Here is a 23,870-nt window from a genome sequence, read left to right on the forward strand (position 1 = left end):
GGCGCTCAGTGCTTCTTCACCCGCTGAAGCTCGTCCTTCGCCCTGCGCACGACCGCCCTCAGCTCACTGTCCGCACTCGCCCCGTCCTTGATGATCCGGTTCAACGCGTCCTGATACGCGGTCTGTAGCGCCGGCGTCCACAGCAGCGGCTGTGCGTACCCGTGGTCCGTCACGAACGACACCACATCGGCCGCCGCGCCCTCGCGCAGCTTCGCCGCCCTCCTCGCGAGCGAGAGCCGCGCCGGAATGTGGAAGCCGTAGGACAGCGCGAAGTCCTCCTGGAAATCGGCCCGTTCGACCCACAGCCACTTCACATACGCCTTCGCCTCCGCCTGGTGCTTCGAGCGCGCCGACACCGCCGCCGCATACGCCCCCACCGGCACCGACGGCCTCCCACCCGGCCCGTCCTTCGGGAACGGCAGCACCCCGAAGTCGTCACCGAGCGCCTTGAGCACCGCAGGCAGCGCCCACAGCCCCGACCACTGCATCGCCGTGAGGCCCTGCGTGAACGCGGCCGGATCCGACCAGTCCGAAGGGGCCCCGAGCAGCAGCGACTTGTCGGCGTACAACTGATGGAGCTTGCCGAGCGTGCGCGCGGCCGCCGGATCGTCGAAGCCCACCGCGCCGTCGGCGGTCACCAGACTCAGCCCGGCCGCGTACAGCGGCGTACCGCCCAGCACACCCGCCCCGCCGTCATTGCCCAGAAAGAGCCCCTTGACCCTGTCCCGCGTCAACGCCCGTGCCGCGTCCACCAGTTGATCGAGCGTGGCCGGCGGCCGCACACCCGCCGCGGCCAGCAGACTCTTGCGGTAGTAGAGGAACTGCGTATCGACGACCTGCGGAACGCCCCAGATCCTGCCGTCGTACGTCTTCGGCGCCAGCACCGCCGGATTGAAATCGTCCTTCACCCCGTCGAGCAGCGAGGTCAGGTCGACGACCTGGCCGCCCTGGATCTGGTCCAGCGTCGGCCCGTTGACCTCGAACACGTCCGGACCCGCATCCGTGAGCAGCGCGGCCGCCGTCTGCTGGTCGTAATTGCCCGGCCGCCACTGGACGTTGACCTTCGCCCGGTCGTACGCGGCCGCATAGCGGCGGACCGCGTCCTCCGTCCCCGGCTCGCCGTACTGGTGGTACCAGTGGCCGAGCGCGACCTTCCCGCCCGTCGAACCGTCCTTGCCCCGACCGGTGTTGGAGCCACATGCGGTGAGCAGGCCCAGTGCGGCCCCGCTGCCGAGCAGTGTCCGGCGGCTGATCGTCATGGCGTACGCCCCCTGTTCGTCATCCCGCTGTACGGCTCAACGATCAACCATGCAGGGGGATTACGACAGGGGTATTGCGATGGTGTGTCGGCCCGCCCGGACCCGCCTCCGCCCCACCGGCGCCGCCGGAACCCGGAGCCTCAGGCCTCGTACCGCGCCGAGGCCGGGGACAGCCTGAAGCGCAGCCGGCAGATCACCGCATCCGTGTCCTTGCGCACCGCGTGCGCCAGCACCGCCCCGCGCTGATTCTGCAACACCCGCTGCCAGATGTGCGCCGGCTCCACCTCCGGTATCAGCACGGTCACCCGGGTCCGCGGATGATAGGTGTGCACCCGGCTCACATAGTCCGCGACCGGACGGCCCAGACTGCGGTGCTGCGAGGCCAGCTCGACCAGCTCCACGCCCGGATTCCACAGCTCCCAGTCGCGGCGCAACGCCTCCGTCTCCCGCCGGTCCTCCTCATCGGGATGGCTCACCGTCACCGCCCGCACCTCGTCGCCGAGCGACACCGCCGCATTCAGCGCCTCACACGTCAGCCGCGACAGATGCGACACCGGCACGATCACCAACGACCGGTCCCGGCGCGGCGGTTCGGGCACCCGGCCCAGATCGAGCCGCTCGGCGATCCGCCCGTACGCCCGGTGCACCGCCTCGAAGGCGAGCACGAGCAACGGCAGCGCGACGACGATCAGCCAGGCACCCTCGGTGAACTTGGAGGCGGCGACCACCACCGCCGCGACACCCGTCAGCACCGCGCCCACCCCATTGAGGAGCGCCTTCCCGTGCCGCCCGGGAGAACGCTCCCCACGCCAGTGGATCACCATCCCCGTCTGGCAGATCGTGAACCCGACGAACACACCGATCGCGAACAGCGGGACCAGCGTGTTCGTGTCACCGCCGGAGAACACCAGAAGCACCGCCGAGACCGCCGCCAGCGCCAGCACCCCGTGCCGGTGCACCTGACGGTCCGCCTTCAGACCGAAGACATGCGGCAGATAGTTGTCCCGGGCCAGCAGCGACATCAGCACCGGCAACCCCCCGAACGACGTGTTCGCGGCCAGCGCCAGCAACACCACCGTCGCGAACTGCACCACATAGAAAGCCCAGTTGTGGCCCAGCGACGCATCCGCGAGCTGCGCCAGCACCGTGACCCCCTCCACCGGCTGGAGATGGAACCGGCCGATCAAAACCGCCAGACCCACCAGCATCACCCCGAGCAGACCGCCGAGGGCCACCTCGGTGCGCTGCGCCCGCCGCGCGGCCGGAGCACGGAACGACGGCACCGCGTTCGCCACGGCCTCGACCCCCGTCAGCGCCGAACAGCCCGACGCGAAGGCCTTGAGCAACAACAGCGCCCCCACGCTCGTCGCGTTCCCCGCCAGCACCGACGCATGGCCGTCTGCGGCCTGCGTGGACACGGGCGCCGAACGGAACAGACCGACCACCACGATCGCCAGGATCGCCGCGACGAACACCCCGGTCGGCACGATGAACGCCTTCGCCGAATCGACGATGCCGCGCAGATTGACCGCCGTGACCAGCACCAGCACCCCGAGACAGATCACCAGGCGGTCACCGTAGAGCCCCGGAAACGCCGACGTCAGCGCCGCCACCCCCGCCGTCACGGACACGGCCACGTTCAGGACGTAGTCCAGGATCAGCGACGCCGCCGCGACCAGACCCGCCCGCGCCCCCAGATGACGCCGGGCCACCGCATACGAGCCGCCGCCGTTCGGAAAAGCCGCGATCACCTGCCGGTACGAGGCGACCAGCACCGCGAGCAGCCCGGCGATGGCCAGCGTCACCGGCAACGTGAAACCGAGCCCGTACGCACCGGCGGACGCGAGGACCAGAACCACCGCCTCCGGTCCGTACGCCACCGACGCCATCGCGTCGAGGGAGAGCGCGGCAAGCCCCTGCGTCGCGGTCAGCCGGTGCCGGTCGACCACTCCAGGGGGTTCTTCGGGGGCGGCGTCGCTGACGACGGCCTTCGACGTGGTGAGCATGCGCCCAGCCTGCGACCCCGCGGACCCCGGTCCGGCCGCCCTTGGCGCCCCCTTGTCGGACGGCGCCCGCATCCATACGCACCCTTGACGCGGCGGGCGGTACCGGCGGCACGGGGGGTACGGGCTGCTCGAAGGCCGGGCTCGAAGGCCGGGCTCGAAGGCGGGGGAGGACGGGCGGCGCCGTCGGCCGGAAAAAAGGACCCCGCGCGACGATGAGTTTCCGGAACCGCCGCCGTCTACCCCTCGTCAGCAAGGCCACCACCCACGAGGGAGCACGACATGCCCACCATGATCTTCGTCAACCTGCCGGTGAAGGACCTGGAACGCTCCAAGACCTTCTTCGGCAAGCTCGGCTACTCCTTCAACCCCCAGTTCACCGACGAGAACGCGGGCTGCCTGGTCATCAGCGACACCATCTACGCGATGCTGCTCACCGAGCCGTTCTTCAAGGGCTTCACCCAGCGGCAGATCGCCGACACCGCCACCACCGTCGAGTCGATCGTCTGCCTCAGCGCCGACAGCCGCGACGAGGTCGACCGCCTCGTCGACACCGCCCTCGCCTCCGGCGGCGCACCCGCGCAGGAGACCATGGAGCAGGGGCCCATGTACGGCCGCTCCTTCCTGGACCCCGACGGGCACCACTGGGAGGTCATGTACATGGACCCGGCCGCGATCAACGCCTGAGCACGGCTCAACGCCCCTCGTACGTCACACGGCCTCGTACGCGATGCCGGTGAGCCGCTCCGAAGCCGACCAGAGCCGCTCACCGGCCACATCGTTCAGCGTCCAGCCCGCCCGCCAGGACGTGGCGGGCGAGCCGCGCCACATCATCAGGGACGGGCCGGTGAACGAATCCGGCCGCACCCCGGGCGCCGTCGCCGCGAACAGCGTCGGCAGCGCCCCGGCCTCGGCCGGCTGCGCCATGATCCGGTTGCCGAGCTCGACGATCCGCTCGGCCCGACGCCGGCCCTCCATCCGGACCGCCTGCGTCTGAAGGTTCGTCGCGGCATAACCGGGATGCGCGGCGGCGGCGACCACGTCCGAGCCCGCCGCCCGAAGCCGGCGCGCCAGCTCGTGGATGAACAGCAGGTTCGCCGACTTGGACCGCCCGTAGGCGATCCAACGCCGGTAGTGGCGTTCGCTGTTGAGATCACGGATGTCAATATTGGACAGCGCGTGCATCCCACTGGACACGCTCACCACGCGCGCCGCCCCGGCCGCCCGGAGCCTGGGCAGCAACAGCCCGGTGAGCGCGAAGTGCCCCAGGTGGTTGACGCCGAACTGCCTCTCGAACCCGTCCGCCGTCCGCCCGAACGGGAGCGCCATCACACCCGCGTTGTTGATCAGCAGATCGAGCCGCTCGTACGGAAGCTTCGCCGCGAAGTCCCGCACCGAGGCGAGATCGGCCAGATCGAGCGGCCGGAACTCGACCTGCGCGTCCGGTACTTCGCCCCGGATGCGTTCCTCGGCCGCCCGGCCGCGGGCCTCGCTGCGGCAGGCGAGCACCACCCGTGCGCCCCGGCGGGCCAACTCCCGCGCCGTGACGAGCCCGATGCCGCTGTTCGCCCCGGTGACGACGGCCGTACGACCGCTCTGGTCGGGGATGTCCTGAGCATTCCAACCCTGAGTCATGCCCCCACCGTACCGGGGGGTATGCGGGGCGGGCCGGGCGCGGGGGCGTGCGGGGAGCGGGAGGTCAGGCGGACGCGCCGCCGTCGACGACGAGGTCCGTGCCGACGACCGATGCGGCGTCGTCGGACGCCAGGTACAGCACGGCCGCGGCGGCCTCCGCCGTCGTCGAGACCCGGCCGAGCGGCTGAACCTCCTGCATGCGCACGGCCCGTTCGGCCTCGCTCTCGCCGGGCCGCAGCGACATGCTGGTGGCCAGGGGGCCCGGGCTCACCGCGTTGATGCGGATCCCATCCCGGATGTGGTCGAGCGCGGCGGCCCTGGTCAGCGCGCTGACGGCGGCCTTGGACGCGATGTAGGCCGCGAGACCGGGGGCGCGGCGGTGCGCCCCCAGGTTGGAGGCGATGTTGACGATGGCGCCGCCCGACGGCTGGGTGCGCATCTGGGCGATCTCGGCCTGGAGGGCGTGGAAGACGCCGGTGACGTTGACCGATATCAATGTCTGCCAGTCGCTTTCCGGCAGCTCGACGACGGGTGCCCCGCCGCGGAACACCCCGGCGTTGTTGACCGCGACATCGAGGGAGCCGAACCGCTCGACCACATCGGCCACGAGGGTGCGCACGGCGGGGGAGTGGGACACATCGGCCAGGAACGCATCCGCCGTGCCACCCGCCTCCGTGATCAGGGCGACCGTCTCGTCGAGGGACGCGGCCGTACGCCCGGCGACGGCGACCCGTGCCCCCTCGGCGGCGAACGCCAGCGCGACGGCCCGGCCGAGACCGGATCCGGCGCCGGTGACGAGGACGGACTTGTGGGCGAAACGAGCAGACATATTCTTGACCAATCGTTCTGTTATGCGGGCGTGCGGGCGCGAGGGTGAGCGGATGTGTAGGTGGGTGGGCGGTAGGGGGAGGGGGGGAAAGGGAAAAGGGAAAAATGTCAACGCGATATCAGATATCGCCCGGCCGTGGTCAGTCGAGCAACGTCAGCATCTGTTCGGCCGCGTCCCGGACCCGGCCCGGATCTGCCGAGGCCTTGCCGACGACCCGCGCTCCCTGGAAGAAGACGAGCAGCATCCGGGCGAGGCCCCGCGGATCGCGGCCCGCGGGCAGCTCGCCCTGCGCCTGGGCGCGTACGAGCGCGGAGTGCAGCAGCGTCTCGATGTGCCCCCAGCTGAGCTCGACCCGGCGGGCCGCGGCCTGGTCGTGCGGGGCCAGTTCGGCCGCGGTGTTGGTGACGAAACAGCCGGCCAGGCGGGAGTGCTCGGCCGTGGACTCGGCGGCGAAGCGCCGCACCACGCCGCGCACGGCGGGCAGTGCGGGGCCGGGCGCGGACAGCTCGGCGAGCAGCGCGGCGTCGCGGTGTTCGGCGTAGCGGTCGAGAGCCTTGAGGTACAGCTCGCGCTTGTTGCCGAACGTCGCGTAGATGCTGGCGCGGCCGATGCCGAGGTGCTCGACGAGGTCCGCCATCGATGTCGCCTCGTAGCCGCGCCGCCAGAACAGCTCCAGGGCCGAACGCAGCGCGGCGTCCGGATCGAATTCCTTGGTCCTGGCCACACCGCGACACTAGAACTGACTGGAACGTTCGGTCAAGTAAGTCCCCACGGCCAACGCCGCGTCGTCGAGACAGGCGCCGGTCTCCAGGTCGAAGCGGTGCTTGAGGAGCGGCGATGCGACATAGGGGCGGCCTTCCGGTGTGGAACCGAGCAGCCCGCGGGAGAGGACATAGGCGCCGGTGGACGGGTCGCGGTTGTCGATCGCATACGTTCGCCCGCGCCGGTCGGTGAAGACGGCGGCTTGGCTGCCGTCCGGAAGGAGGGCGGCGACGCCGCGTCCGGGGGTGAGGAGAGCGGCCTCGCAGATCGTGAACCAGCCGCCTTCCAGCCTGAGTTGAACTGTCGTCATCGGGTGGCTCCCAGGGTGAGGAGGGGGAGTTCGGGCTTGATCTGGTCGCGTTCGGGCACGAAGCGGACCGAGGGGTCGGGAGCGCCGGGTGCGTTCACGAAGGACACGAAGCGGGCGAGCCGCTCGGGATCGTCGAGGGTTTCGGCCCACTCGTCGCGATAGCCCGCCACGTGCGCGGCCATCAGGGCCTCCAACTCGGCACAGATGCCGAGCGAGTCGTTCACCACCACATCCCTGACGTGGGCGAGGCCGCCGTCGAGCCGCTCCAGCCAGACCGAGGTGCGCTCCAGACGGTCGGCGGTACGGATGTAGAACATCAGGAACCTGTCGATCAGACGCACGAGTTGAGTGTCCGTCAGATCCTGGGCGAGCAGATCCGCGTGGCGCGGGGCCGCGCCGCCGTTGCCGCCGATGTACAGGTTCCAGCCGTTGGCCGTGGCGATCACGCCGAAGTCCTTCGACTGTGCCTCGGCACACTCGCGTGCGCACCCCGATACCGCCGACTTCAGTTTGTGCGGCGAGCGCAGTCCGCGATAGCGCAGCTCCAGATCGATGGCCATCCGCACCGAGTCTTGCACCCCGTAGCGGCACCAGGTCTGCCCCACGCACGACTTGACCGTACGCAGTGACTTTCCGTACGCGTGCCCCGATTCGAAGCCTGCTTGCACCAACCTGGTCCAGATGGAGGGGAGTTGGTCGACACGCGCGCCGAAGAGGTCGATGCGCTGACCTCCGGTGATCTTGGTGTAGAGGCCGAAGTCCCGGGCCACCTCGCCGATCACGATGAGTTTGTCCGGCGTGATCTCGCCGCCGGGGATGCGCGGCACGATCGAGTAGGAGCCGTTGCGCTGCAAGTTGGCGAGGAAGTGGTCATTGGTGTCCTGGAGCGCGGCCTGCTCGCCGTCGAGGATGTGCCCGTTGCCGAGGCCCGCCAGGATCGAGGCGACCGCCGGCTTGCAGATCTCGCAGCCCTCGCCGCCACGCGCCCACACGCGGGCGTGGCCGTCGAGGAGTTCGGTGAAGGTGGTGATGCGCAGTGCGAGCGCGATCTCATACAGCTCCCGGCGGCTCTGGGCGAAGCAGCCGCACAGGCCGCCGTCCCCGGACTCCGGCAACAGCATCCCTATGGTCCGGACACAACTCCCGCACCCGGTACCGGCCTTGGTGCGCTTCTTGGCCTCGGGCAGCGAGGCGCAGGCTCCGATCGCGCCCTTGGTGACGTTGTGGCAGGAACAGATGACGGCATCGTCGGGCAGCGACTCGGGGCCGAACGCGGCCGGCGCGCCGAGCCCGGCGGGCAGCACCAGGCGCTCGGGGGCGACCGGCGGTACGTGCCCGGTGAGCGGGCGCAGCATGCCGTACGCGTCCGCGTCGCCGACCAGCACGCCGCCGAGCAGCACACCGTCGCCGGACACGACCAGCTTCTTGTAGACCCCCGAGCGGGAGTCCGCGTAGACGACGTCCAGGCAGCCCCCGGTCGAGCCGTGCGCGTCGCCGAAGGAGGCGACGTCCACGCCGAGCAGCTTCAGCTTCGTCGACAAGTCGGCCCCGGTGAACGTGCGTTGTGCGTCGCCGGCGATGGCGTCGGCCGCGGTCTCGGCCATGTCGTAGCCCGGCGCGACCAGGCCGTACACCCGGCCGTCCGCGGCCAGTGCGCACTCGCCGACCGCGAACACCGCGGGGTCGCTGGTGCGGCACCGCTCGTCGATGACGATGCCGCCGCGCTCGCCGACCGCGAGGCCGCAGTCGCGGGCCAGCCGGTCGCGGGGGCGGATACCGGCGGAGAAGATCACGAGGTCGGTCGACAGATGAGAGCTGTCAGAAAGTGTCATCCCATTGACGCGTCCCGAACCGTCGGCGGTGATCTCCCGCGTGCCGACCCCCGTGTGCACGGTCAGGCCCATGTTCTCGATGGTGCGGAGCAGCGCCGCGCCGCCGCCCTCGTCTACCTGTACCGGCATCAGCCGGGGCGCGAACTCCACGATGTGGGTGGCGAGGCCGAGCCCGTTCAGCGCCCCGGCCGCCTCCAGTCCGAGCAGCCCGCCGCCCACCACCGTGCCCGTCGACGCGGTCTTGGCGTACGCCTCGATGGCGCGCAGGTCCTCGATCGTCCGGTAGACGAAGCAGCCGGTGAGGTCCTTGCCGGGTACCGGCGGCACGAACGGGAACGAGCCGGTGGCCAGGACGAGCGTGTCGTACGCGAAGGTGCGACCCGAGCGGACGGTGACGGTGCGCGCCGCCCGGTCGATCGACTCGGCGGGGTCGTCGACGTGGAGCTCCATGCCGTGCCGACGCATGAAGTCCTGCGGAACGAGGCTGAGTTGGTCCGGTGTGCTGCCCTCGAAGTACGAGCTGAGACGCACCCGGTCGTAGGCGGGGCGGGGTTCCTCACCCAGCACGACCACCCGGGCCCGGCCGGTCGCGCCGCGCTCGGCGAGCGCCTCCAGAAAGCGCTGGCCGACCATGCCGTGGCCGACGACCACGATCGTGGAAAGGCGTTCGTTGGGCACGTCAGGAACCTCCGTCGCGGGTGGTACGGCGTGGGCCTCCTCGCCGATGACGGTCACCGGGGCGGGGGCGGGGATGGGGCGAGGCCGGGGTCTGATCGGCCCGGCGGGTCCTGCGGGCGTCCGCCTTGCCGCCGCCGCTCGCCACGGTGTCCGTACTCATGCGTTCAGCGTGCGCGGCGGCTGTTACCCGTCCGCATCCCGCCGATTTCCGCGGGGGAACCTTGCGCTCAGCGGGGCGGGGGGTGGGGTGTGAGGCGCCGAGGCTCCCTACGAGAGCGGCCCGGGCCGCGCCGGTCGGCTTAATCGGTGGTCAGCCCATCCTCAAGGGGGCCTTAAGGATCCCGGATCTGGCTCTGACCAGGGCCTTTTGGTGGCGCTGCCGACCTAGGCTGCCGGACGTGACGATCGAGGCCACCGACCCGCAGCTAGCCGCGTACCCAGCGCTGTCCGCCTATCTCGCGCAGCAGTCCCAGCAGGCCGGGCAGCCCGGGCAGTTCGAGGAGGCTCCTCCGACCTACCCGACCTACCCGGCCCATCCGGCGCCTCCGGTTCAGCCGGCCCAGCCGATGCACCCGGTTCAACCGGCCGCCCCCGACCCCGACCCCGACCCCGACCCCGTCCCCGCTCAGCCGCGGCCGGAGCGCAGCGGGCCCACTCGGGAGGTCTTCGCGGAGCGGGCCCCGCAGACGGCGGCCGAGACCGGGGCCGCGACCGGGGCCGGGGCCGACGCCGGGACTGGGGCTGTCCGGGTCCCGGCGCTTCGGATCCGGCCGCGGGTCATGCGGCGCGGGATCGTCGCGGGGGCCGGGGCGGTGAGCCTGCTGTGGGGCAGCCAGGCCGAGCCGTCCGCGCGGCTGGACGCGCTGTTCGCGGGCGCGGCCCATCTGTCCGGGCTGCTCGCCGGATACGGAATCCTGGTGATGCTGCTGCTCATGGCCCGCGTTCCGGCGGTCGAGCACGGGGTGGGGGCCGACCGGCTCGCCCGCTGGCACTCGCTCGGCGGGCGTTATGTCCTGGGCCTCGTCGGTGCGCATGGGGTGCTCGCGCTGTGCGGATACGCCGCGTACACCGGTACCGATGTGCTGCGGGCGACGGCTCAACTGCTGGGCTACGGAGGCATTGTGGCGGCTGCGTTCGGGACGCTGGCGCTCGGTGCTGCCGGGGTGAGTTCGGTGCGGGTCGCGCGGGCGCGGATCTCCCAGGAGACGTGGCGTGCCGTGCACTTCCTCACCTACCTCGGGGCCGCACTGGCCTTCGCCCATCAGCTGGTGGGCCCCGATGTGTCCGGCAGTCCGCTCACCGTGTGGGCCTGGGCGATGCTGCATGCCACGGTCGCGGTGCTGATCGTCTGGTATCGGGGTGTGGTCCCCGTGCGGCAGGCGCTGCGGCACGGTCTGCGGGTGGTCGAGGTGCGTGACGAGAGCCCCGATGTCGTCTCCGTCGTCATGCGCGGCACCGGGCTCGACGCGCTGCGCGCCGAACCGGGGCAGTTCCTGCGCTGGCGGTTCGTGCAGCGCAGGCTGTGGCACACCTCGCTGCCGTTCTCGCTGTCCGCGCCGGTCAGGGACGACACCGTACGGATCACCGTCAAGGCGCTCGGTGTGCACAGCCGGCGGATGCGCCGGCTGCGTCCGGGCACCCGGGTGCTGGCCACCGGCCCCTTCGGTGCGATGACCGCGCACCGCCGTACGCGTCGTAAGGTGCTGCTCCTCGCGGGCGGGGTCGGCATCACGCCGATGCGGGTCCTGTTCGAGGCGCTGCCCGCGGCGCCGGGCGACCTGACGCTGCTCTACCGGGCCAGCAACGCGGCGCAGTTGGTGCTGCGGGACGAGCTGGAGGCCATCGCCGTGGCGCGCGGGGCCGCACTGCACTATCTGCTCGGTCCCTCCGACGCGGCCTTCGACCCGCTCGCGCCGCAGGCCCTGCGCGATCTGGTGCCCGAGCTGGCCGAGCACGACGTCTATCTGTGCGGGCCCGGTCCGATGGCGGCCGCGGCGACCGCCTCGCTCGTCAAGGCAGGGGTGCCCCAACAGCACATCCACAGCGAGCAGTTCAGCTTCTGAAGCCGTGTGCTGTGCGGCAGAGCCCGGGTGCGACCGAGCCCCGTACAGCCCGTACAGCCCGTACGCCCGAGCCCCCGTTCAGCCCCGTACGACCGAGCCCCCGTGCAACCGAGCCCCGAGGAATCGTCCCGTCATGGCCCGTCACCGCAAGTGCGCCACCCCCGTCCCCCTCGACCGTGCCCGGCGCCGGCTCGCCGCGGGGCTCACCGCCGTCAGTGCCCTCGCGGCGACGTTCCTGGCGGCCGCCGTCACACCGGCCGCGCCGCCCGCCCCCGACCGGGCCGCGGCCGCTGGCTCAGATCTCGCTCAAGCATCCGGAAAGTAATAGACGCACCCGTCCGCCGCTCCTTAAAGTCGCGATCATGCCCGACATATCGCTGACCGTGCTCATCGTGCTGTGCCTGGCCGCGGGGGCCGCGGGATGGATCGACGCCGTGGTCGGCGGTGGCGGGCTGCTCATGCTGCCCGCGCTCCTGCTCGGCCTGCCGCACGTGCCGGCGGCCCACATCCTCGGCACCAACAAGGCCGTCGCCATCGTCGGTACGTCGGGAGCGGCCGTGACCTATGTGCGCAGGGCGCCGGTGCGGGTGAGGACGGCGGTGCGGATCGGGCTCGCGGCGCTGGCGGGCTCCATGACGGGGGCGTTCTTCGCGGCGGGCATCAGCAGCGCGGTGCTGCGGCCGGTGATCCTCGTGGTGCTGCTCGGCGTCGCGGGGTTCGTCATGTTCCGGCCCGCGTTCGGTACGGGGGTCGGTGGGGGGCCCGTCACCCGGGCCCGTACGGTCACCGCGATCGTGCTGGTCGGGGGTGGGATCGGGCTCTACGACGGGCTCTTCGGGCCGGGTACCGGCACGTTCCTGGTCCTTGCGCTCACGGCTGTGCTGCATCTGGATCTGGTGACGGCGAGTGCGACGGCGAAGATCGTGAACGTCTGCACCAACGCGGGGGCGTTGGCGATGTTCGCCTACCAGGGCAATGTGATGTGGCAACTGGCCGGGATCATGGCCGTGTTCAACCTCGCGGGGGGCATGCTGGGGGCGCGCATGGCGCTGCGCAGGGGGAGCGAGTTCGTGCGGGGGGTGCTGTTGGTGGTGGTGTTCTCGCTGGTGGCCAAGCTTGCGTTTGATCAGTGGAACGGGTAGTCGCTCCGCTGGGGGGCTGAGGTTGTCGGTGCGGCTGGGGCGATGGTTTTGCGCCGTTCCCCGCGCCCCTTCGGGCCCGGGTTGGTCGCGGCCGCGTGGGGATTAGCGCAGTTCCTCGCGCCCCTATGGGTCGGTTGTCGGCTGCGGGCCGTGGGGGCTGGTCGCGCCGTTCCCCGCGCCCCTATGGGTCGGTTGTCGGTTGTCGGCTGCGGGTTGTGGTGGGCTGGTTGCGCAGTTCCCCGCGCCCCTGAAGGTCTGCTGTTGGGTGCGGGCCCTGGTGGGCTGGTCGCGCCGTTCCCCGCGCCCCTATGGGTCGGTTGTTGGGTGCGGGTTGTGGTGGGCTGGGCGCGCAGTTCCTCGCGCCCCTTCAACCCCGGTGTCGGGTGCGGGCCGTGGCGGGCCGGTCGCGCAGTTCCTCGCGTCCCTGAAGGTCCGCTGTTGGGTGCGGGCCCGTGGGGGGCTGGTTGCGCAGGTTCTCGTGGCCCTCGGCGGGGGGCTTGTGGCTTTGGGGTGGGGGGTCAGAGGGGGCGGGGTGGGGTGGGGGGGAGCGTTCCGGTCAGGTGGGCGAAGGCGACCACGTTGGCCTGGTAGCCGGAGCCCTTGGTGAAGGGGCCGCCGCAGGTGATCAGGCGTAGTTCGGGGCGGGGCGCGGAGCCGTACACCTTGGCGTCGGGGAACGCGTCGTTGTCGTACACCTCGACCGCGTCGACGTCGAAGATCGCGGTCACGCCGTCCTTGCGGGTCACCTCGACCCGGCTGCCCTTCTTGAGGGCGCCCAGTGCGTAGAAGACGGCGGGGCCGCGGGCGTCGTCGACGTGGCCCGCCATGACGGCGGTGCCGCGGACGCCGGGGGGAGTGCCGTCCCCGTACCAGCCGGCCATGTTCGTGTTGCCCGGCGGCGGTGCCTCCAGGCTGTGGTCGGGGCCGAGCCCCAGCCGCATGACGGGCGCGTCCACCCGGATCGAAGGGATCCGGATCCGGACGGGGTCGGAGGCCAACAGGCCTGCGGGAGGCGGGAGTTCGGCTTGGCCCCGGACGGCCGGTCCGCGTGCGGCCGGGCCGCCGCCGCGGTGGGAGGCGGCCGGGCCCGCCGTGAACGCCTCGGCCGACGACGGCCGCGGCGGCTCCACGGAGTCGAAGCCCCGCTCCACGAGCCACAGGCCGGCGAACGCGGCGACCACCATCAGCCAGGCCGCGTTGCGCCGCGCCGCTGGAGCCGACAAGGGGGTCAGCCCCGGCCCTGCGCGCCGCTCGCCCGGCGACGCAGCAGCCAGGTGCCGCCCACGGCGGCCGCGGTCAGTACCGCCGCGCCCGCCGCGATCAAGGTGGTGTCGGGGCGGATGCTGCCGCCGACTCCGGTCTTCACATGGCCGTGCGGGTCGTGGCCGTCCCACGACTTGTCACGGCCCCACTGATCGCCCCGGTCGCTCGTGTCCCAGGGCTTGTCCTTCGTCCACTGGCCGCCGCCGTCCCACGGCTTGTCCTTGGACCACTGGTCCCGGTCCTTGTTCCACTGGCCGTCCTTGCCCCACCGCTCGCGGTCGCGGTCGCCGCCCGCCGCGACCGTGAGCTGTGCCTCGACGGTCTTGCCGTTCTCGCAGCTCACCTTGATGCGGAAGCTGCCCGGCTTGGTGTGCGAGGCGACCTGGAACTGGCCGGCGAGCACTTCCTTGTGGGTGGACGCGGTTAGCTGGAAGTCGCCCGCTCCGACTGCGTTCGCGTCGCCCGTGGCGCGCCCCGCCGCCCCGCAGGCCGTGGTGTTCGCGGTCACGGTGGCGCCCGGCGACGCGCCGGCCGGCCACAGTTCCAGGGACCCGGGTGCGGCCGGATCGCCGTTGGCGTACGCGAGCGACGCCGCCGGGCCCAGCGTGGCGGCGGCCGCCAGCAGGGCACTGGTCAGGAGTCGGGCTGTACGCATGGATCCTCCGGGGACGCGGCAGAGCTGAGCTTCTGCCTTCGACCTAAGAGGGCCGGTGGCCGTCGCGCCCCTCGGCGGGGGGCGAACGAGTGACGGCGGGCGGGCCGTACGGGTGAGCCGTCACCCCGGGTCGACCACGTCCCAGGGGGTCTCCTCGAACGCCCGCCACACCCTTTTCATGAGTTCCGCGTCGACCGCGAACTCCCGCTCGTCGATCCGGCCGACCGGGGCGATCCCGCGCGAGTTCGTCACGAAGGCCGCGCTGTAGGCGTCGAGGCCTGCCAGGGTCACCTCGCGGTGCACCGACTCCAGGCCGTACCCCGCGAGCCGCTCCTCCAGGATGGCCTTGGTGACGCCGGGCAGCGCGGGACGGTCCGGCCACACCACCGAACTGCCGTCCCAGAAGGCGATGTTGGTGATCGCGCCCTCCGCGACGACGCCGCCGGGGCCGGTCAGCAGGGCCTCGGTGAAGCCCTGGCGCTCGGCGAGCCGTCCGTAGTGGGCCTGCGCGAAGCCGCCGAGGTGCTTGATGTGGGCGACCGGGCGCTCGTAGGGCACGGAGAGCAGCGACTGCGCGGTGGACGGCATGTCGACGGGGTCGCGTACGACGACCATCGGGGTGGGTGCGTCGGCCGGACCGTACACATAGACCCGCACCGCCGCGTCGGACGCGCCGCAGGCGCCGAGGGCGCTCGTCATCAGCGAGCGGACCCGTTCGCCGTCCAGTCCGGGCCCGAACAGCTCGCGGGTGGAGCGGTCGAGGCGGGCCAGGTGATGGGCGAGACCGCGGACCCGTCCGTCGCGCACCTGCATGGCGGTGAAGTGGCCGTAGCCTCCGGTCAGAGCGGGGATGAGCAGGTTTTCGGCATCGGCGGGGCGGCCGTCGACCTCGACGTACGGAAGTGTCATGGATCTCAAGATAGTTCGGGGCCCCGCCGGGCTTGACCTCAAGCTTGCTTGAGGTTGAATCCTTCTCGGCATGGACATCGCCACGGCCGAGCAGGCCGCTCTGAAGCTCACCGTCGTCATCGGCTCCAACCGCGAGGGCCGGTTCGCTCCGGTCGTCGCCGACTGGTTCCTCGCCCGGGCCCGTGAACACCACGGCCTCGACATCGAGGTGCTCGACCTCGCAGACACCGAACTGCCGACCGCCCTCTCGCGCGACCCCTCGCCCGCGGTGGCGGCCCAACTCTCCTTCATCACGCCCAAGTTGGCCGACGCCGACGCCTTCGTCGTGATCACGCCCGAGTACAACCACTCCTTCCCCGCGCCCCTGAAGAACCTGATCGACTGGCACTTCGCGCAGTGGCAGGCCAAGCCCGTGGGGTTCGTCTCGTACGGCGGGATCTCCGGGGGGCTGCGGGCCGTCGAACAGTTGCGGCAGGTCTTCGCCGAGCTGCACGCCGTCACCGTGCGGGACACCGTCAGCTTCCCGCACGTGCACGGCCTCTTCGACGAGGACGGCGAGCACCGCGAGCCCTCGCAGGCGGACGCGGCCGTGAAGAAGATGCTCGACCAGGTGGCGTGGTGGGCGTGGGCCCTACGCGACGCCAAGAAGGCCCGCCCGTACGCGGGTTGAGCCGGGCCCGCACATATGGGGGTTCAACCGGGCCCGCACGTGCGGGGGTTGAGCCGAAGCCGCCGGCGGTGGGGTGCCCGGTCCGCCGCCGCGCCGGGCGCCGGACGGGCGGGGCTTCACGCGCCGGGCAGGCTCACCACCGCGAGCGCTCCGCCGTCCTCCGCGTTGCTCAGCGTCACCCGTGCGCCGATGACCTGGGCCTGGCCCAGTGCGATGGTCAGGCCCAGGCCCGTGCCCTGGCCGCGTTCCTTCGCGCCGGTCACGAAGCGTTGGGGGCCGTCCTTCAGGAGGTGCCCGGGGAAGCCGGGCCCGTGGTCGCGGACGGCGACCGAGGTGCCGTCCACCGTCACCTCGACGGGTTCGGCGCCGTGCCGCCGCGCGTTGGCGATGAGGTTGGCGACGATCCGCTCCAGGCGGCGGGCGTCGGTGCGTACCAGGGTGTCGGTCCCGTCGGGCTCCGGTCCGTGGGACGCCTCGCCCCGCTCCAACTCGACCGCCAGGCCGCAGCGTTGGAGGATCTGCTGCACGGTGCGGTCCAGCGGCAGCTCCTCCAGATGGGGTTCCTCGGCGTTCGCGTCGAGCCGGGCGACTTCGAGGAGGTCCTCGGTCAGGGTGCGCAGGGCGGCGACCCGGTCCTGCACGAGTTCGGTCGGACGGCTCGGCGGGAGGAGTTCGGCGGCCGTGTGCAGACCGGTCAGCGGGGTGCGCAGCTCGTGCGCCACGTCCGCGGTGAAGCGCTGCTCGGCCTCCAGGCGGCTCTGCAACGAGGCCGCCATCGTGTCGACGGCACAGGCCAGTTCGGCCACCTCGTCCTGGCGCCCGGCCGGGCTTCCGCCGATCCTGGCGTCGAGGTCGCCCAGGCTGATCCGGCGCGCGGTGGCCGCTGCGGTCCGCAGCTGGCGGCTCAGCCTGCTGGCGAGTCCGGCGCCGCCGAGCGCCGCGAGCCCCACCACGACCGCGCCCCAGGCCACCAACTGGCTGTCCAGTTCCTGGAGTTGATCCACCGCGGTGTCGAGGGGGCGGCGTACCGAGAGCACCCGGTTGCCGACGGGCCGCGCGGCCCACACCGCCGGGTGCGGGCCGTCCAGGTCCAGATAGGTGCTGCGTTTGCCGTCCCGGGCGGACTTGCGCAGCGGCTCGGGGAGCGCGGGATGGTCGAGCGCGGCCTCCGTGTCGTTGTGGTCCACCTGTCCGGTCAGCTCGTACAGCTGCCGTACGCGGATGAGCTGCCAGGTCGCGGACTCCCGGGCGCTGGTGGCGATCTGGGCGGCCCGGGACTGGTGGATGAGCAGTCCGATGGTGACGGCCACCAGGGCGCAGCCCGCGGCGAGCAGGACGGCGATCTTGACCCGCAGGCTCAGGCCCCGGCTCAGCCGGCCGGCCCGTCCGCGCAGGAGGCGGGCCCGTCCGCTCAGCCGGCCGGCCCGTTCCCGCAGGACGCGGGCTCGATCCCGCAGGGCGCCGGCCCGTCCGCGGGGGGCGGCGGTCACGGGGCGCACCCGGTGGTCTTCGCGGGGCCGGGCCCGGAGGAGGAGTCCGGGTCGGGCTTGGAGGGGGAGTCCGAGTCGGGCTTGCACCGGGAATCCGGGGCGCCCGCCGCTCCCGAAGTCCCGGGGGAGGCGTTCTTGTACGTCTTCTCGTCCCGTACCGGGGTGAGCCGGACCCCGTCCCAGCGGTAGCGGACGACCTGTTCGGCGCCGTCGTCCGCGGCGCCGCGCGTCACGAGGTCGGTGCCGACGGCCTCCACCGCGAGCCGGCTGCCCACCGTGTAGAGGATCGGCACGATCCGGCCGTCGCGGACCGAGTAGACGATGACCACCGTGCGCCGGCTCTCCAGATCCGCCGCGACGATCATCTCGGGCGGCCCGCCGTCACCGGTCAGGTCGTGGAAGACCGGCGGCCGGATCCCGGGCCGCCCGGGGCTGTGGATCAGGGGGAACCGGGTGAGCGGCCTGCCGCGCGGATCGGCCTTCAGGACCGCCATCGGATCCAGGCCGCGCAGCCCGTCCGCCGGAACCGCCGGCGCATCGGCGAGCGGAGCCGGCGGCTCCCCGCCACCGGACACCCGCACGCCCTCGCGCCGCGACTGGCTCTCGTACCAGGCGGGCCACAGCTTCTGGGGCCCGGGCTGGAGCGCGACCGGCGAGGCCCGGCCGCCCTCCACCAGGCCCGAGCGCTCACCGCCCCCGGACAGGGCGAACACCACCGCGGCGATGCCGAAGGCGGCGATGCCCGCGATGGCTGCGGCGCGGACCATCCGGAAGGTCTGGATCATGGTGGGGTGCCGGGGTCGGGGAAGGCGGCCGGGACCCCGGCCGCGACCGTCGACACTAGGAGCGGACCATCACGGAATCCGGGACAACAGGTAACAGCCGTGCGTACGCTCCCCACCGGCCGGCGGGTTCGGGACGTAGGACCCTGCCGGACGGCACCGAAAATCCCGGCCGCACCCGGCCGGACCACCGAGGGAGGACGCCGTGGCATCGGCCGAAACGCTGACCGTGCGGACCACGACCGACAGCGCCGACAAGGCGACGGCACTGGCCCGCGGCGCGGTGGAGGCGCGCCTGGCCGCGTGCGCGCAGATCGTGGGGCCGGTCACGTCCGTCTACCACTGGGCGGGCGGGATCGAGACGACCCAGGAGTGGCAGGTCGTCTTCAAGACCGCCGCCGCCCGCTACCAGGCGCTCGAACGCCACCTCCTGGCCGCGCACGACTACGAGACCCCCGAGATCATCGCGACCCCGGTGGTGGCCGGAAGCCCCGCCTACCTGTCCTGGATCACCGCCGAGACGGTCGCCCGATGACCGGCGCCGCCGAGCCCCCGCTGCCCCTCTTCGTCTACGGGACGCTCCGCCCCGGCGAGCGCTACCACCGGCGCTTCCTGGCCGGCCGGACGCGCTCCGAGCGGCCCGCGCTGCTCACCGGCGCGCTGCTGTACGACGGGCCCGGCTACCCGTACGCGATACCCGGCGACGGCACGATCACCGGCACCCTCATCGGGCTCGATCCCGCCGTCCACCCCGAACTCCTCTCCGCGCTGGACGAGTTGGAGGAGTACGTCGGTCCCGGGCATCCGCGCAACCTCTACGACCGGCTGGTGCGCGAGGCGCTCGTCGACGGGCGGCCCGTACGGTCCTGGGTCTACCTCGCCGCACCCCGCCTGGCCCGCGAACTGCTCGCGGGCGGCACCCCGATCCCCGGCGGCGACTGGCTTACCCGGCAGGCCCGGCCCGCTCCACCGCTGCCGCCCACGCCCTGAACGCGCCCGGCGTGACTCAGGAGCCTTCGAGGGCCCGGGCCACTCCGGGCTCCTTCGGGCCGAGGAAGGTGGGGGCCGGCCGGAACACGGCGTCGAGCAGGGCCTTGCCCGCGGCGAAGAGCTCACGGGTGCCGCCGTAGTACCAGGTCGCGTCGTGCCGGGCGTCGACGCCGACGCCGAAGGAGCGCACGCCCGCGGCCTCGCACAGGGCCACCGCGCGCCGGATGTGGAAGCCCTGGCTGACCAGGACGGCCCGGTCGACGCCGAAGACCTTCTTGGCCCGGACGCAGGAGTCCCAGGTGTCGAACCCCGCGAAGTCGCTGACCACACGCCGGTCCGGGACGCCGTGCCGGACGAGGTAGCCGCGCATCGCGTCGGGCTCGTCGTAGGTGGCACGGCTGTTGTCGCCGGTGACCAGGACCGCCCTGACCTTGCTCGCCCGGTACAGCCGCACGGCCGCGTCCAGGCGGTCGGCGAGGTAGGGGGAGGGCTGCCCGTCCCACAGCCCGGCCCCGAACACCACGGCGACCCCGGCGGCGGGGGCGTCGGCCACCGTGCCGATACGGTCGCCGGTGCTCGTGTACAGCCAGGTGGTGGGGGCGAGCGCGAGCACACACGCGGCGACGAGGCCCCGCACCAGACGCCGCCGGCCCGCACGGGTGCGCGGCAGACGCGGTCGCTTCCCTCGGATGCGTGGCACGTGGCCCCCCGGTGATCTCCGTCGGTGTACGAGGAGAGGGACGCGGGGGCGTGCGCGCCGGTTCGCCGCAGGGCGCCCGCGTACCGCGCTGGGACACGGCGCGGCCCGCCCGGTCCTGACTCAGCCGGTGCCCTCCGCGAGGTGCTCGTAGGCCAGGGCCCGCACCTGCTCGGCCAGGGCGCGCTGGGCGGGCTCCGCGCGGGCCGCCGCGTCCGCGAGCCGGGCGATGTCCTCGGGCCAGCGGCCGGTGAGGACCGCGGGCGCGCCGATGCGGGCGGAGCCCCGTTCGAGGAGGCCGCGGGCGGTGTCGGGGCGGTCCCGCAGTACGGCCTTGACCGCGGCCACGCCGTTGGCGAGGGCGCTCGCGGCGAGCGACCAGCCGGGGTCGGGGTCGGGGCCGGGGTCGGGGGCCGCGGCGCGGGGCCGGCCCGCTTCGTCGAGGCCCGTCACGGACGCTGCCCGCACCTCCAGGTCGAGCCGCCAGAAGAGGGGCAACCCGGTGAAGGAGGCGAAGAACAGACGCCGGTCCGGCGAGTGGCGGAGCTCGGGATCGACCCGCAACGAGGCGAGCGGCCGGACCCCGCCCAGAATCACCGGGACCCGCCCCAGGGCCGCGCCGAACTCCGCGCCCGGCACGGTCCAGGCCACGTCGATGTCGCTGTACGCGTCCGCGGTGCCCCGTGCCAGCGAGCCCCGCAGGCCGGCCTCCGAGCCGGGGCAGCCGCCGCGCAGGCAGCCGAGCAGTGCGGCCGCGAACGCGCCGCGGACATCGGGGTCCAGGGAATCCATGCGCTGCCTCCGCCGGGAGTGGGGAGCGTCGAGTCGCCCCGAAGAGTCTCCCGCACGGCCGACCACACCCCAAGCCGCCCGCCCGCCGGGGCGCGGCATTCGCGTAACGGGGGACGCGGGGTGGGCGGTCGACGTGCGTGCCCGGGCAGGGCATTTCGGTCCGGCCGGGCACGACCCTGCCGGGGGCGCGGGGAGCTGGGCGATGAGCCGCGCGGGGTGGGCGGTCGAGGTGCGTGCGCCCTGGGCGGGGCGGAGCAGCAGGTCGGGCTTGCGGGGGCACGACCCTGTCGGGGGCGCGGGGAGCTGGGCGATGAGCCGCGCGGGGTGGGCGGTCGAAGCGTCCACCCCTCGGCGGCGCCGAAAGCAACCCGCCTGCCGCGGGCGCCCGGCCCACACGCCCGGCCCACACGCCCGGCCCACGCGCCCGGCCCACACGCCCAGCCGCAGCCGCCCGGCCCACACGCCCAGCCGCAGCTGCCCGGCCCACACGCCCGCCCCGCCGCAGGCGATCCGTGCCCCGCCCCCCCGCAGGCGTCCCGCCCGCACCCCGGGAGCCCCCGCGCCGCCCCCGCGCCCCATGGCGGCCCCTCCCGTGAGCCCCCGGAAAACATCCGCAACCCCCGCGCAACGGCCCGGCAACGTGCGCCGGGCAGGATCGGTTCATGACGGAGCCGGAGTTGAGGCAGCCCTCACCGCGAGGCCGGGGGGCGGCGCGGCCGCCCTCGCCGGAGCAAACCCTTCCGCTCGACAGTGCCGCGCAGTTCGACAGCGCCGCGCAGCTCGTCACCCGCATCACGGTCCAACTGAGCAGTCAGCTCAGCCGCGTACGACTGGACGGAACCCGCACCCCCATGACGCCCACCGCCCGCCCCGCCCTCGTCGCCGTCGCGCACGGCAGTCGCGATCCCGGCGCGCTGCGGGCCGTCACCGCGCTCCTGGAGCGGGTGCGCGAGCTGCGGCCGGGGCTCGACGTGCGGCTCGGGCACATCGAGATCGACCGGCCGGCCCTGACCGACACCCTGGCGGGACTGTGCGGGGAAGCCGTCCTCGTGCCGCTGCTCCTGGGCCGGGGCCATCACGTCAAGCACGACATCCCCCGCACTCTCGCCGCCGCGGGCCGGCATCTGCGGGCCCGCGTCGCGGCGCCGCTCGGCCCGCACCCGCTGCTCGTCGAGGCGCTGTACGGACGGCTCGTCGAAGCGGGCTGGCAGCTCGACGCCCGCAGTGTGCGCGGGACCGGCGTCGTGCTCGCCGCGGCCGGATCGCGCGATCCGGACTCGGCCGCCGACACCCGCCGCACCGCGCGGCTGCTCAGCGAGCGGCTCGGCGGGGTCCCGGTGCTCCCGGCCTACGCGAGTGCGGCCTCGCCCACCGTGCCCGAGGCGCTGCGCGCGCTCGCCGCACGCGGCCGGCACCGGATCGCGATCGCCTCGTACTTCACCGCCCCGGGACGTTTCGCCGCCCAGAGCGCGGCAAAGGGGCCGTGGATCGCGGCCGCGCCCCTGGGGGCACATCCGGCCATCGCGCGACTCGTACTGCACCGTTACGAGGAGGCGTTGACCCATGCGCCGGCCCCCGCGGACGGGCCGTGGCCCGATGCGGCGCCGGACCGGCGGAATCCGGCCGACGACCCCGCCGCGACCTCCGCACTCGTCTCGGCCTGAGCCGATCCCCGACCGGCCCCTGAGCCCACTTGCCGGTGACTCCGTTTACTGTCGGTGCATGGAGTTCTACGCCGAGGCCGACACAGAACGCTGGGCCGCCGAGCCCGACAAGCGGCCTGGCCGCACCGCCTTCCAGCGCGACCGGGCGCGCGTGCTGCACTCGGGGGCGCTGCGCCGCCTGTCCGGCAAGACCCAGGTCGTCACGCCGGGCTCGCGGAGTCAGGCCTGGGACGCCAGCCCCCGAACGCGGTTGACGCACTCCCTCGAATGCGCGCAGGTCGGCCGCGAGTTGGGCGCGGCCCTCGGCTGCGACCCCGATCTCGTCGAAGCGGCCTGCCTCGCGCACGACATGGGACACCCGCCGTTCGGCCACAACGGCGAGCTGGCGCTCAACGACTTCGCGAAGGACATCGGCGGCTTCGAGGGCAACGCCCAGTCGCTGCGGCTGCTGACCCGGCTCGAACCGAAGCGGTTCGTACGGTCGTCTCAGACCGGCGAGCCCGTCAGCGTGGGCCTCAACCTGACCCGGGCCGCCCTCGACGCCGCCACCAAGTACCCGTGGGCGCGCGGCGGCCACCCCACCGATCCGGCATCGGTGAAGTTCGGTGTGTACGAGGACGACCTGCCGGTCTTCGACTGGGTCAGGGAGGGTGCCACGCCCTACGCCAAGTGCTTCGAGGCGCAGGTCATGGACTGGTCGGACGACGTGGCGTACTCGGTCCACGACTTCGAGGACGGCCTGCACGCCGGTCACATCGACCCGGGCGCCCTGGTCTGTGCCGCCGAGCGGGCCGACATCTGGCGCGTCGCCATCGGCCGGTACGTGCCCGAGGACACCGATCCGCAGGAGCTGACCGAGGCCCTGGAGCGGCTCATCGCGCAGGACTGGTGGCCGCACGGCTACGACGGTTCGGCCGTTTCGCAGGCCGGCCTCAAGGACGCCACCAGCCAGCTCATCGGCCGCTTCTGCCTGGCCGCGGAGAGCGCCACGCGCGCGGCGTTCGGCACCGGGCATCTGACCCGCTACGGCGCGGAGCTGGTGGTGCCGCGTGCGGCCCGCAACGAATGCGCCGTGCTGAAGGCGGTGGCCGACCGCTATGTGATGCAGCGCGACGAGCAGGAGAGGCTCCGCGCCGACCAGCGCGTGGTGCTGGCCGAGCTCGCCGACGCGCTCACCGCCCGGGCCCCCGAAGAGGGGCTCGACCCGCAGTTCCGGGCGCTGTACGACGAGGCGGACGACGACCGTACGAGGAAGCGGGTGATCGTCGATCAGATCGCGTCGCTCACCGACGCGGCGGCCCGCTCGCTGCACTCCAGACTCGTCGTGCACCACCGGTAATCCCGGCCGCCCGCGCGTCCCGGCGGAGCGAGCCCTCTTCCCCCATCACGCTCCGTGCGGGACGCTCGCAGTCGGCGGCGCCGCGCAGCAAGCACCGAGGAGGCAT

Annotated in this window: 23 protein-coding genes; 9 read left to right on the forward strand and 14 right to left on the reverse strand. The window is 72.9% G+C overall.

What is annotated here, in order from left to right:
* Nucleotides 1-5: 5 nt before the first annotated feature.
* A complete protein-coding gene (locus CG740_RS29550; protein ID WP_199846612.1) occupies nucleotides 6-1,259 on the reverse strand; it encodes an ABC transporter substrate-binding protein in 1,254 nt (417 codons plus the stop codon).
* Between the two features lie 140 nt (nucleotides 1,260-1,399).
* Nucleotides 1,400-3,265, reverse strand: a complete 1,866-nt coding sequence (locus tag CG740_RS29555; RefSeq protein WP_100578332.1) for an APC family permease — start codon at nucleotides 3,263-3,265, stop codon at nucleotides 1,400-1,402.
* Nucleotides 3,266-3,544: 279 nt separating this feature from the next.
* Between CG740_RS29555 and CG740_RS29560 the strand changes: the two genes are divergently transcribed.
* Nucleotides 3,545-3,949 carry a VOC family protein gene (locus tag CG740_RS29560; RefSeq protein ID WP_100578333.1) on the forward strand — a complete coding sequence of 135 codons (405 nt, stop codon included), beginning with the start codon at nucleotides 3,545-3,547 and terminating at the stop codon, nucleotides 3,947-3,949.
* A gap of 24 nt (nucleotides 3,950-3,973) precedes the next feature.
* On the opposite strand, the gene CG740_RS29565 is transcribed toward CG740_RS29560, so the two are convergent.
* The 5 genes from CG740_RS29565 to nirB all read right to left on the reverse strand — a co-directional run bounded on the left by CG740_RS29565 (nucleotide 3,974) and on the right by nirB (nucleotide 9,263).
* Nucleotides 3,974-4,897, reverse strand: coding sequence for an oxidoreductase (locus CG740_RS29565; RefSeq protein WP_100578334.1), 924 nt, complete (start codon nucleotides 4,895-4,897; stop codon nucleotides 3,974-3,976).
* Nucleotides 4,898-4,961: 64 nt separating this feature from the next.
* Nucleotides 4,962-5,726, reverse strand: a complete 765-nt coding sequence (locus CG740_RS29570) for an SDR family NAD(P)-dependent oxidoreductase (RefSeq protein ID WP_100578335.1) — start codon at nucleotides 5,724-5,726, stop codon at nucleotides 4,962-4,964.
* 139 nt (nucleotides 5,727-5,865) lie between these two features.
* Nucleotides 5,866-6,450, reverse strand: a complete 585-nt coding sequence (locus CG740_RS29575; RefSeq protein ID WP_100578336.1) for a TetR/AcrR family transcriptional regulator — start codon at nucleotides 6,448-6,450, stop codon at nucleotides 5,866-5,868.
* Nucleotides 6,451-6,459: 9 nt separating this feature from the next.
* On the reverse strand, nucleotides 6,460-6,798 hold the full coding sequence (gene nirD / locus CG740_RS29580; RefSeq protein WP_100578337.1) for a nitrite reductase small subunit NirD: 339 nt from the start codon (nucleotides 6,796-6,798) through the stop codon (nucleotides 6,460-6,462).
* The gene (gene nirB, locus CG740_RS29585) at nucleotides 6,795-9,263 is read right to left on the reverse strand and encodes a nitrite reductase large subunit NirB (protein WP_100578379.1); all 2,469 of its coding nucleotides are present in this window, start codon (nucleotides 9,261-9,263) and stop codon (nucleotides 6,795-6,797) included. The genes nirD and nirB overlap by 4 nt, the downstream gene beginning before the upstream one ends.
* Before the next feature lie 443 nt (nucleotides 9,264-9,706).
* Between nirB and CG740_RS29590 the strand changes: the two genes are divergently transcribed.
* The 3 genes from CG740_RS29590 (at nucleotide 9,707) to CG740_RS29600 (ending at nucleotide 12,513) form a co-directional block, all read left to right on the forward strand.
* Entirely contained in the window at nucleotides 9,707-11,371 is a 1,665-nt protein-coding gene (locus tag CG740_RS29590) for a ferredoxin reductase family protein (protein ID WP_234376542.1), read from the forward strand.
* A 133-nt stretch (nucleotides 11,372-11,504) separates the two neighbouring features.
* Nucleotides 11,505-11,696: a hypothetical protein gene (locus tag CG740_RS29595; protein ID WP_100578338.1), complete on the forward strand. Its 192-nt coding sequence runs from the start codon at nucleotides 11,505-11,507 to the stop codon at nucleotides 11,694-11,696.
* A 37-nt stretch (nucleotides 11,697-11,733) separates the two neighbouring features.
* Entirely contained in the window at nucleotides 11,734-12,513 is a 780-nt protein-coding gene (locus tag CG740_RS29600) for a sulfite exporter TauE/SafE family protein (RefSeq protein WP_100578339.1), read from the forward strand.
* A gap of 518 nt (nucleotides 12,514-13,031) precedes the next feature.
* On the opposite strand, the gene CG740_RS29605 is transcribed toward CG740_RS29600, so the two are convergent.
* The 3 genes from CG740_RS29605 to CG740_RS29615 form a co-directional block, all read right to left on the reverse strand.
* Nucleotides 13,032-13,697 (reverse strand): class F sortase, encoded by a 666-nt coding sequence (locus tag CG740_RS29605; RefSeq protein ID WP_100578381.1) that lies wholly within the window; start codon nucleotides 13,695-13,697, stop codon nucleotides 13,032-13,034.
* 44 nt (nucleotides 13,698-13,741) lie between these two features.
* Nucleotides 13,742-14,431: a hypothetical protein gene (locus tag CG740_RS29610; protein ID WP_100578340.1), complete on the reverse strand. Its 690-nt coding sequence runs from the start codon at nucleotides 14,429-14,431 to the stop codon at nucleotides 13,742-13,744.
* 120 nt (nucleotides 14,432-14,551) lie between these two features.
* Nucleotides 14,552-15,340, reverse strand: a complete 789-nt coding sequence (locus CG740_RS29615) for an aminotransferase class IV (RefSeq protein WP_100578341.1) — start codon at nucleotides 15,338-15,340, stop codon at nucleotides 14,552-14,554.
* Between the two features lie 70 nt (nucleotides 15,341-15,410).
* Here CG740_RS29615 and CG740_RS29620 point away from each other — a divergent pair, with 70 nt between their 5' ends.
* Entirely contained in the window at nucleotides 15,411-16,010 is a 600-nt protein-coding gene (locus tag CG740_RS29620) for an NADPH-dependent FMN reductase (RefSeq protein ID WP_100578342.1), read from the forward strand.
* Between the two features lie 116 nt (nucleotides 16,011-16,126).
* Here CG740_RS29620 and CG740_RS29625 read toward each other — a convergent pair whose 3' ends face one another.
* Nucleotides 16,127-17,500, reverse strand: coding sequence for a sensor histidine kinase (locus CG740_RS29625; protein ID WP_234376543.1), 1,374 nt, complete (start codon nucleotides 17,498-17,500; stop codon nucleotides 16,127-16,129).
* Nucleotides 17,497-18,285 carry a hypothetical protein gene (locus CG740_RS29630; RefSeq protein WP_100578343.1) on the reverse strand — a complete coding sequence of 263 codons (789 nt, stop codon included), beginning with the start codon at nucleotides 18,283-18,285 and terminating at the stop codon, nucleotides 17,497-17,499. The genes CG740_RS29625 and CG740_RS29630 overlap by 4 nt, the downstream gene beginning before the upstream one ends.
* Before the next feature lie 202 nt (nucleotides 18,286-18,487).
* On the opposite strand from CG740_RS29630, the gene cutA reads away from it, so the two are divergent.
* Both cutA and CG740_RS29640 read left to right on the forward strand, forming a co-directional pair.
* Nucleotides 18,488-18,817, forward strand: coding sequence for a divalent-cation tolerance protein CutA (gene cutA / locus CG740_RS29635; protein ID WP_100578344.1), 330 nt, complete (start codon nucleotides 18,488-18,490; stop codon nucleotides 18,815-18,817).
* Entirely contained in the window at nucleotides 18,814-19,272 is a 459-nt protein-coding gene (locus CG740_RS29640; protein WP_100578345.1) for a gamma-glutamylcyclotransferase family protein, read from the forward strand. Before cutA ends, CG740_RS29640 begins: the two co-directional genes overlap by 4 nt.
* 16 nt (nucleotides 19,273-19,288) lie before the next feature.
* Here CG740_RS29640 and CG740_RS29645 read toward each other — a convergent pair whose 3' ends face one another.
* Together CG740_RS29645 and CG740_RS29650 are read right to left on the reverse strand one after the other, a co-directional pair.
* Nucleotides 19,289-19,972: a SanA/YdcF family protein gene (locus CG740_RS29645; protein WP_100578346.1), complete on the reverse strand. Its 684-nt coding sequence runs from the start codon at nucleotides 19,970-19,972 to the stop codon at nucleotides 19,289-19,291.
* A gap of 120 nt (nucleotides 19,973-20,092) precedes the next feature.
* On the reverse strand, nucleotides 20,093-20,761 hold the full coding sequence (locus CG740_RS29650; protein ID WP_100578347.1) for a hypothetical protein: 669 nt from the start codon (nucleotides 20,759-20,761) through the stop codon (nucleotides 20,093-20,095).
* A 662-nt stretch (nucleotides 20,762-21,423) separates the two neighbouring features.
* Here CG740_RS29650 and CG740_RS29655 point away from each other — a divergent pair.
* Together CG740_RS29655 and CG740_RS29660 are read left to right on the forward strand one after the other, a co-directional pair.
* Entirely contained in the window at nucleotides 21,424-22,425 is a 1,002-nt protein-coding gene (locus tag CG740_RS29655) for a sirohydrochlorin chelatase (RefSeq protein WP_100578348.1), read from the forward strand.
* 58 nt (nucleotides 22,426-22,483) lie between these two features.
* Entirely contained in the window at nucleotides 22,484-23,764 is a 1,281-nt protein-coding gene (locus CG740_RS29660) for a deoxyguanosinetriphosphate triphosphohydrolase (protein ID WP_100578349.1), read from the forward strand.
* Nucleotides 23,765-23,870 lie beyond the last annotated feature (106 nt).

Origin of the sequence: Streptomyces sp. CB01201, from assembly GCF_002803085.1 — a bacterium.
GTDB lineage: Bacteria > Actinomycetota > Actinomycetes > Streptomycetales > Streptomycetaceae > Streptomyces > Streptomyces hundungensis.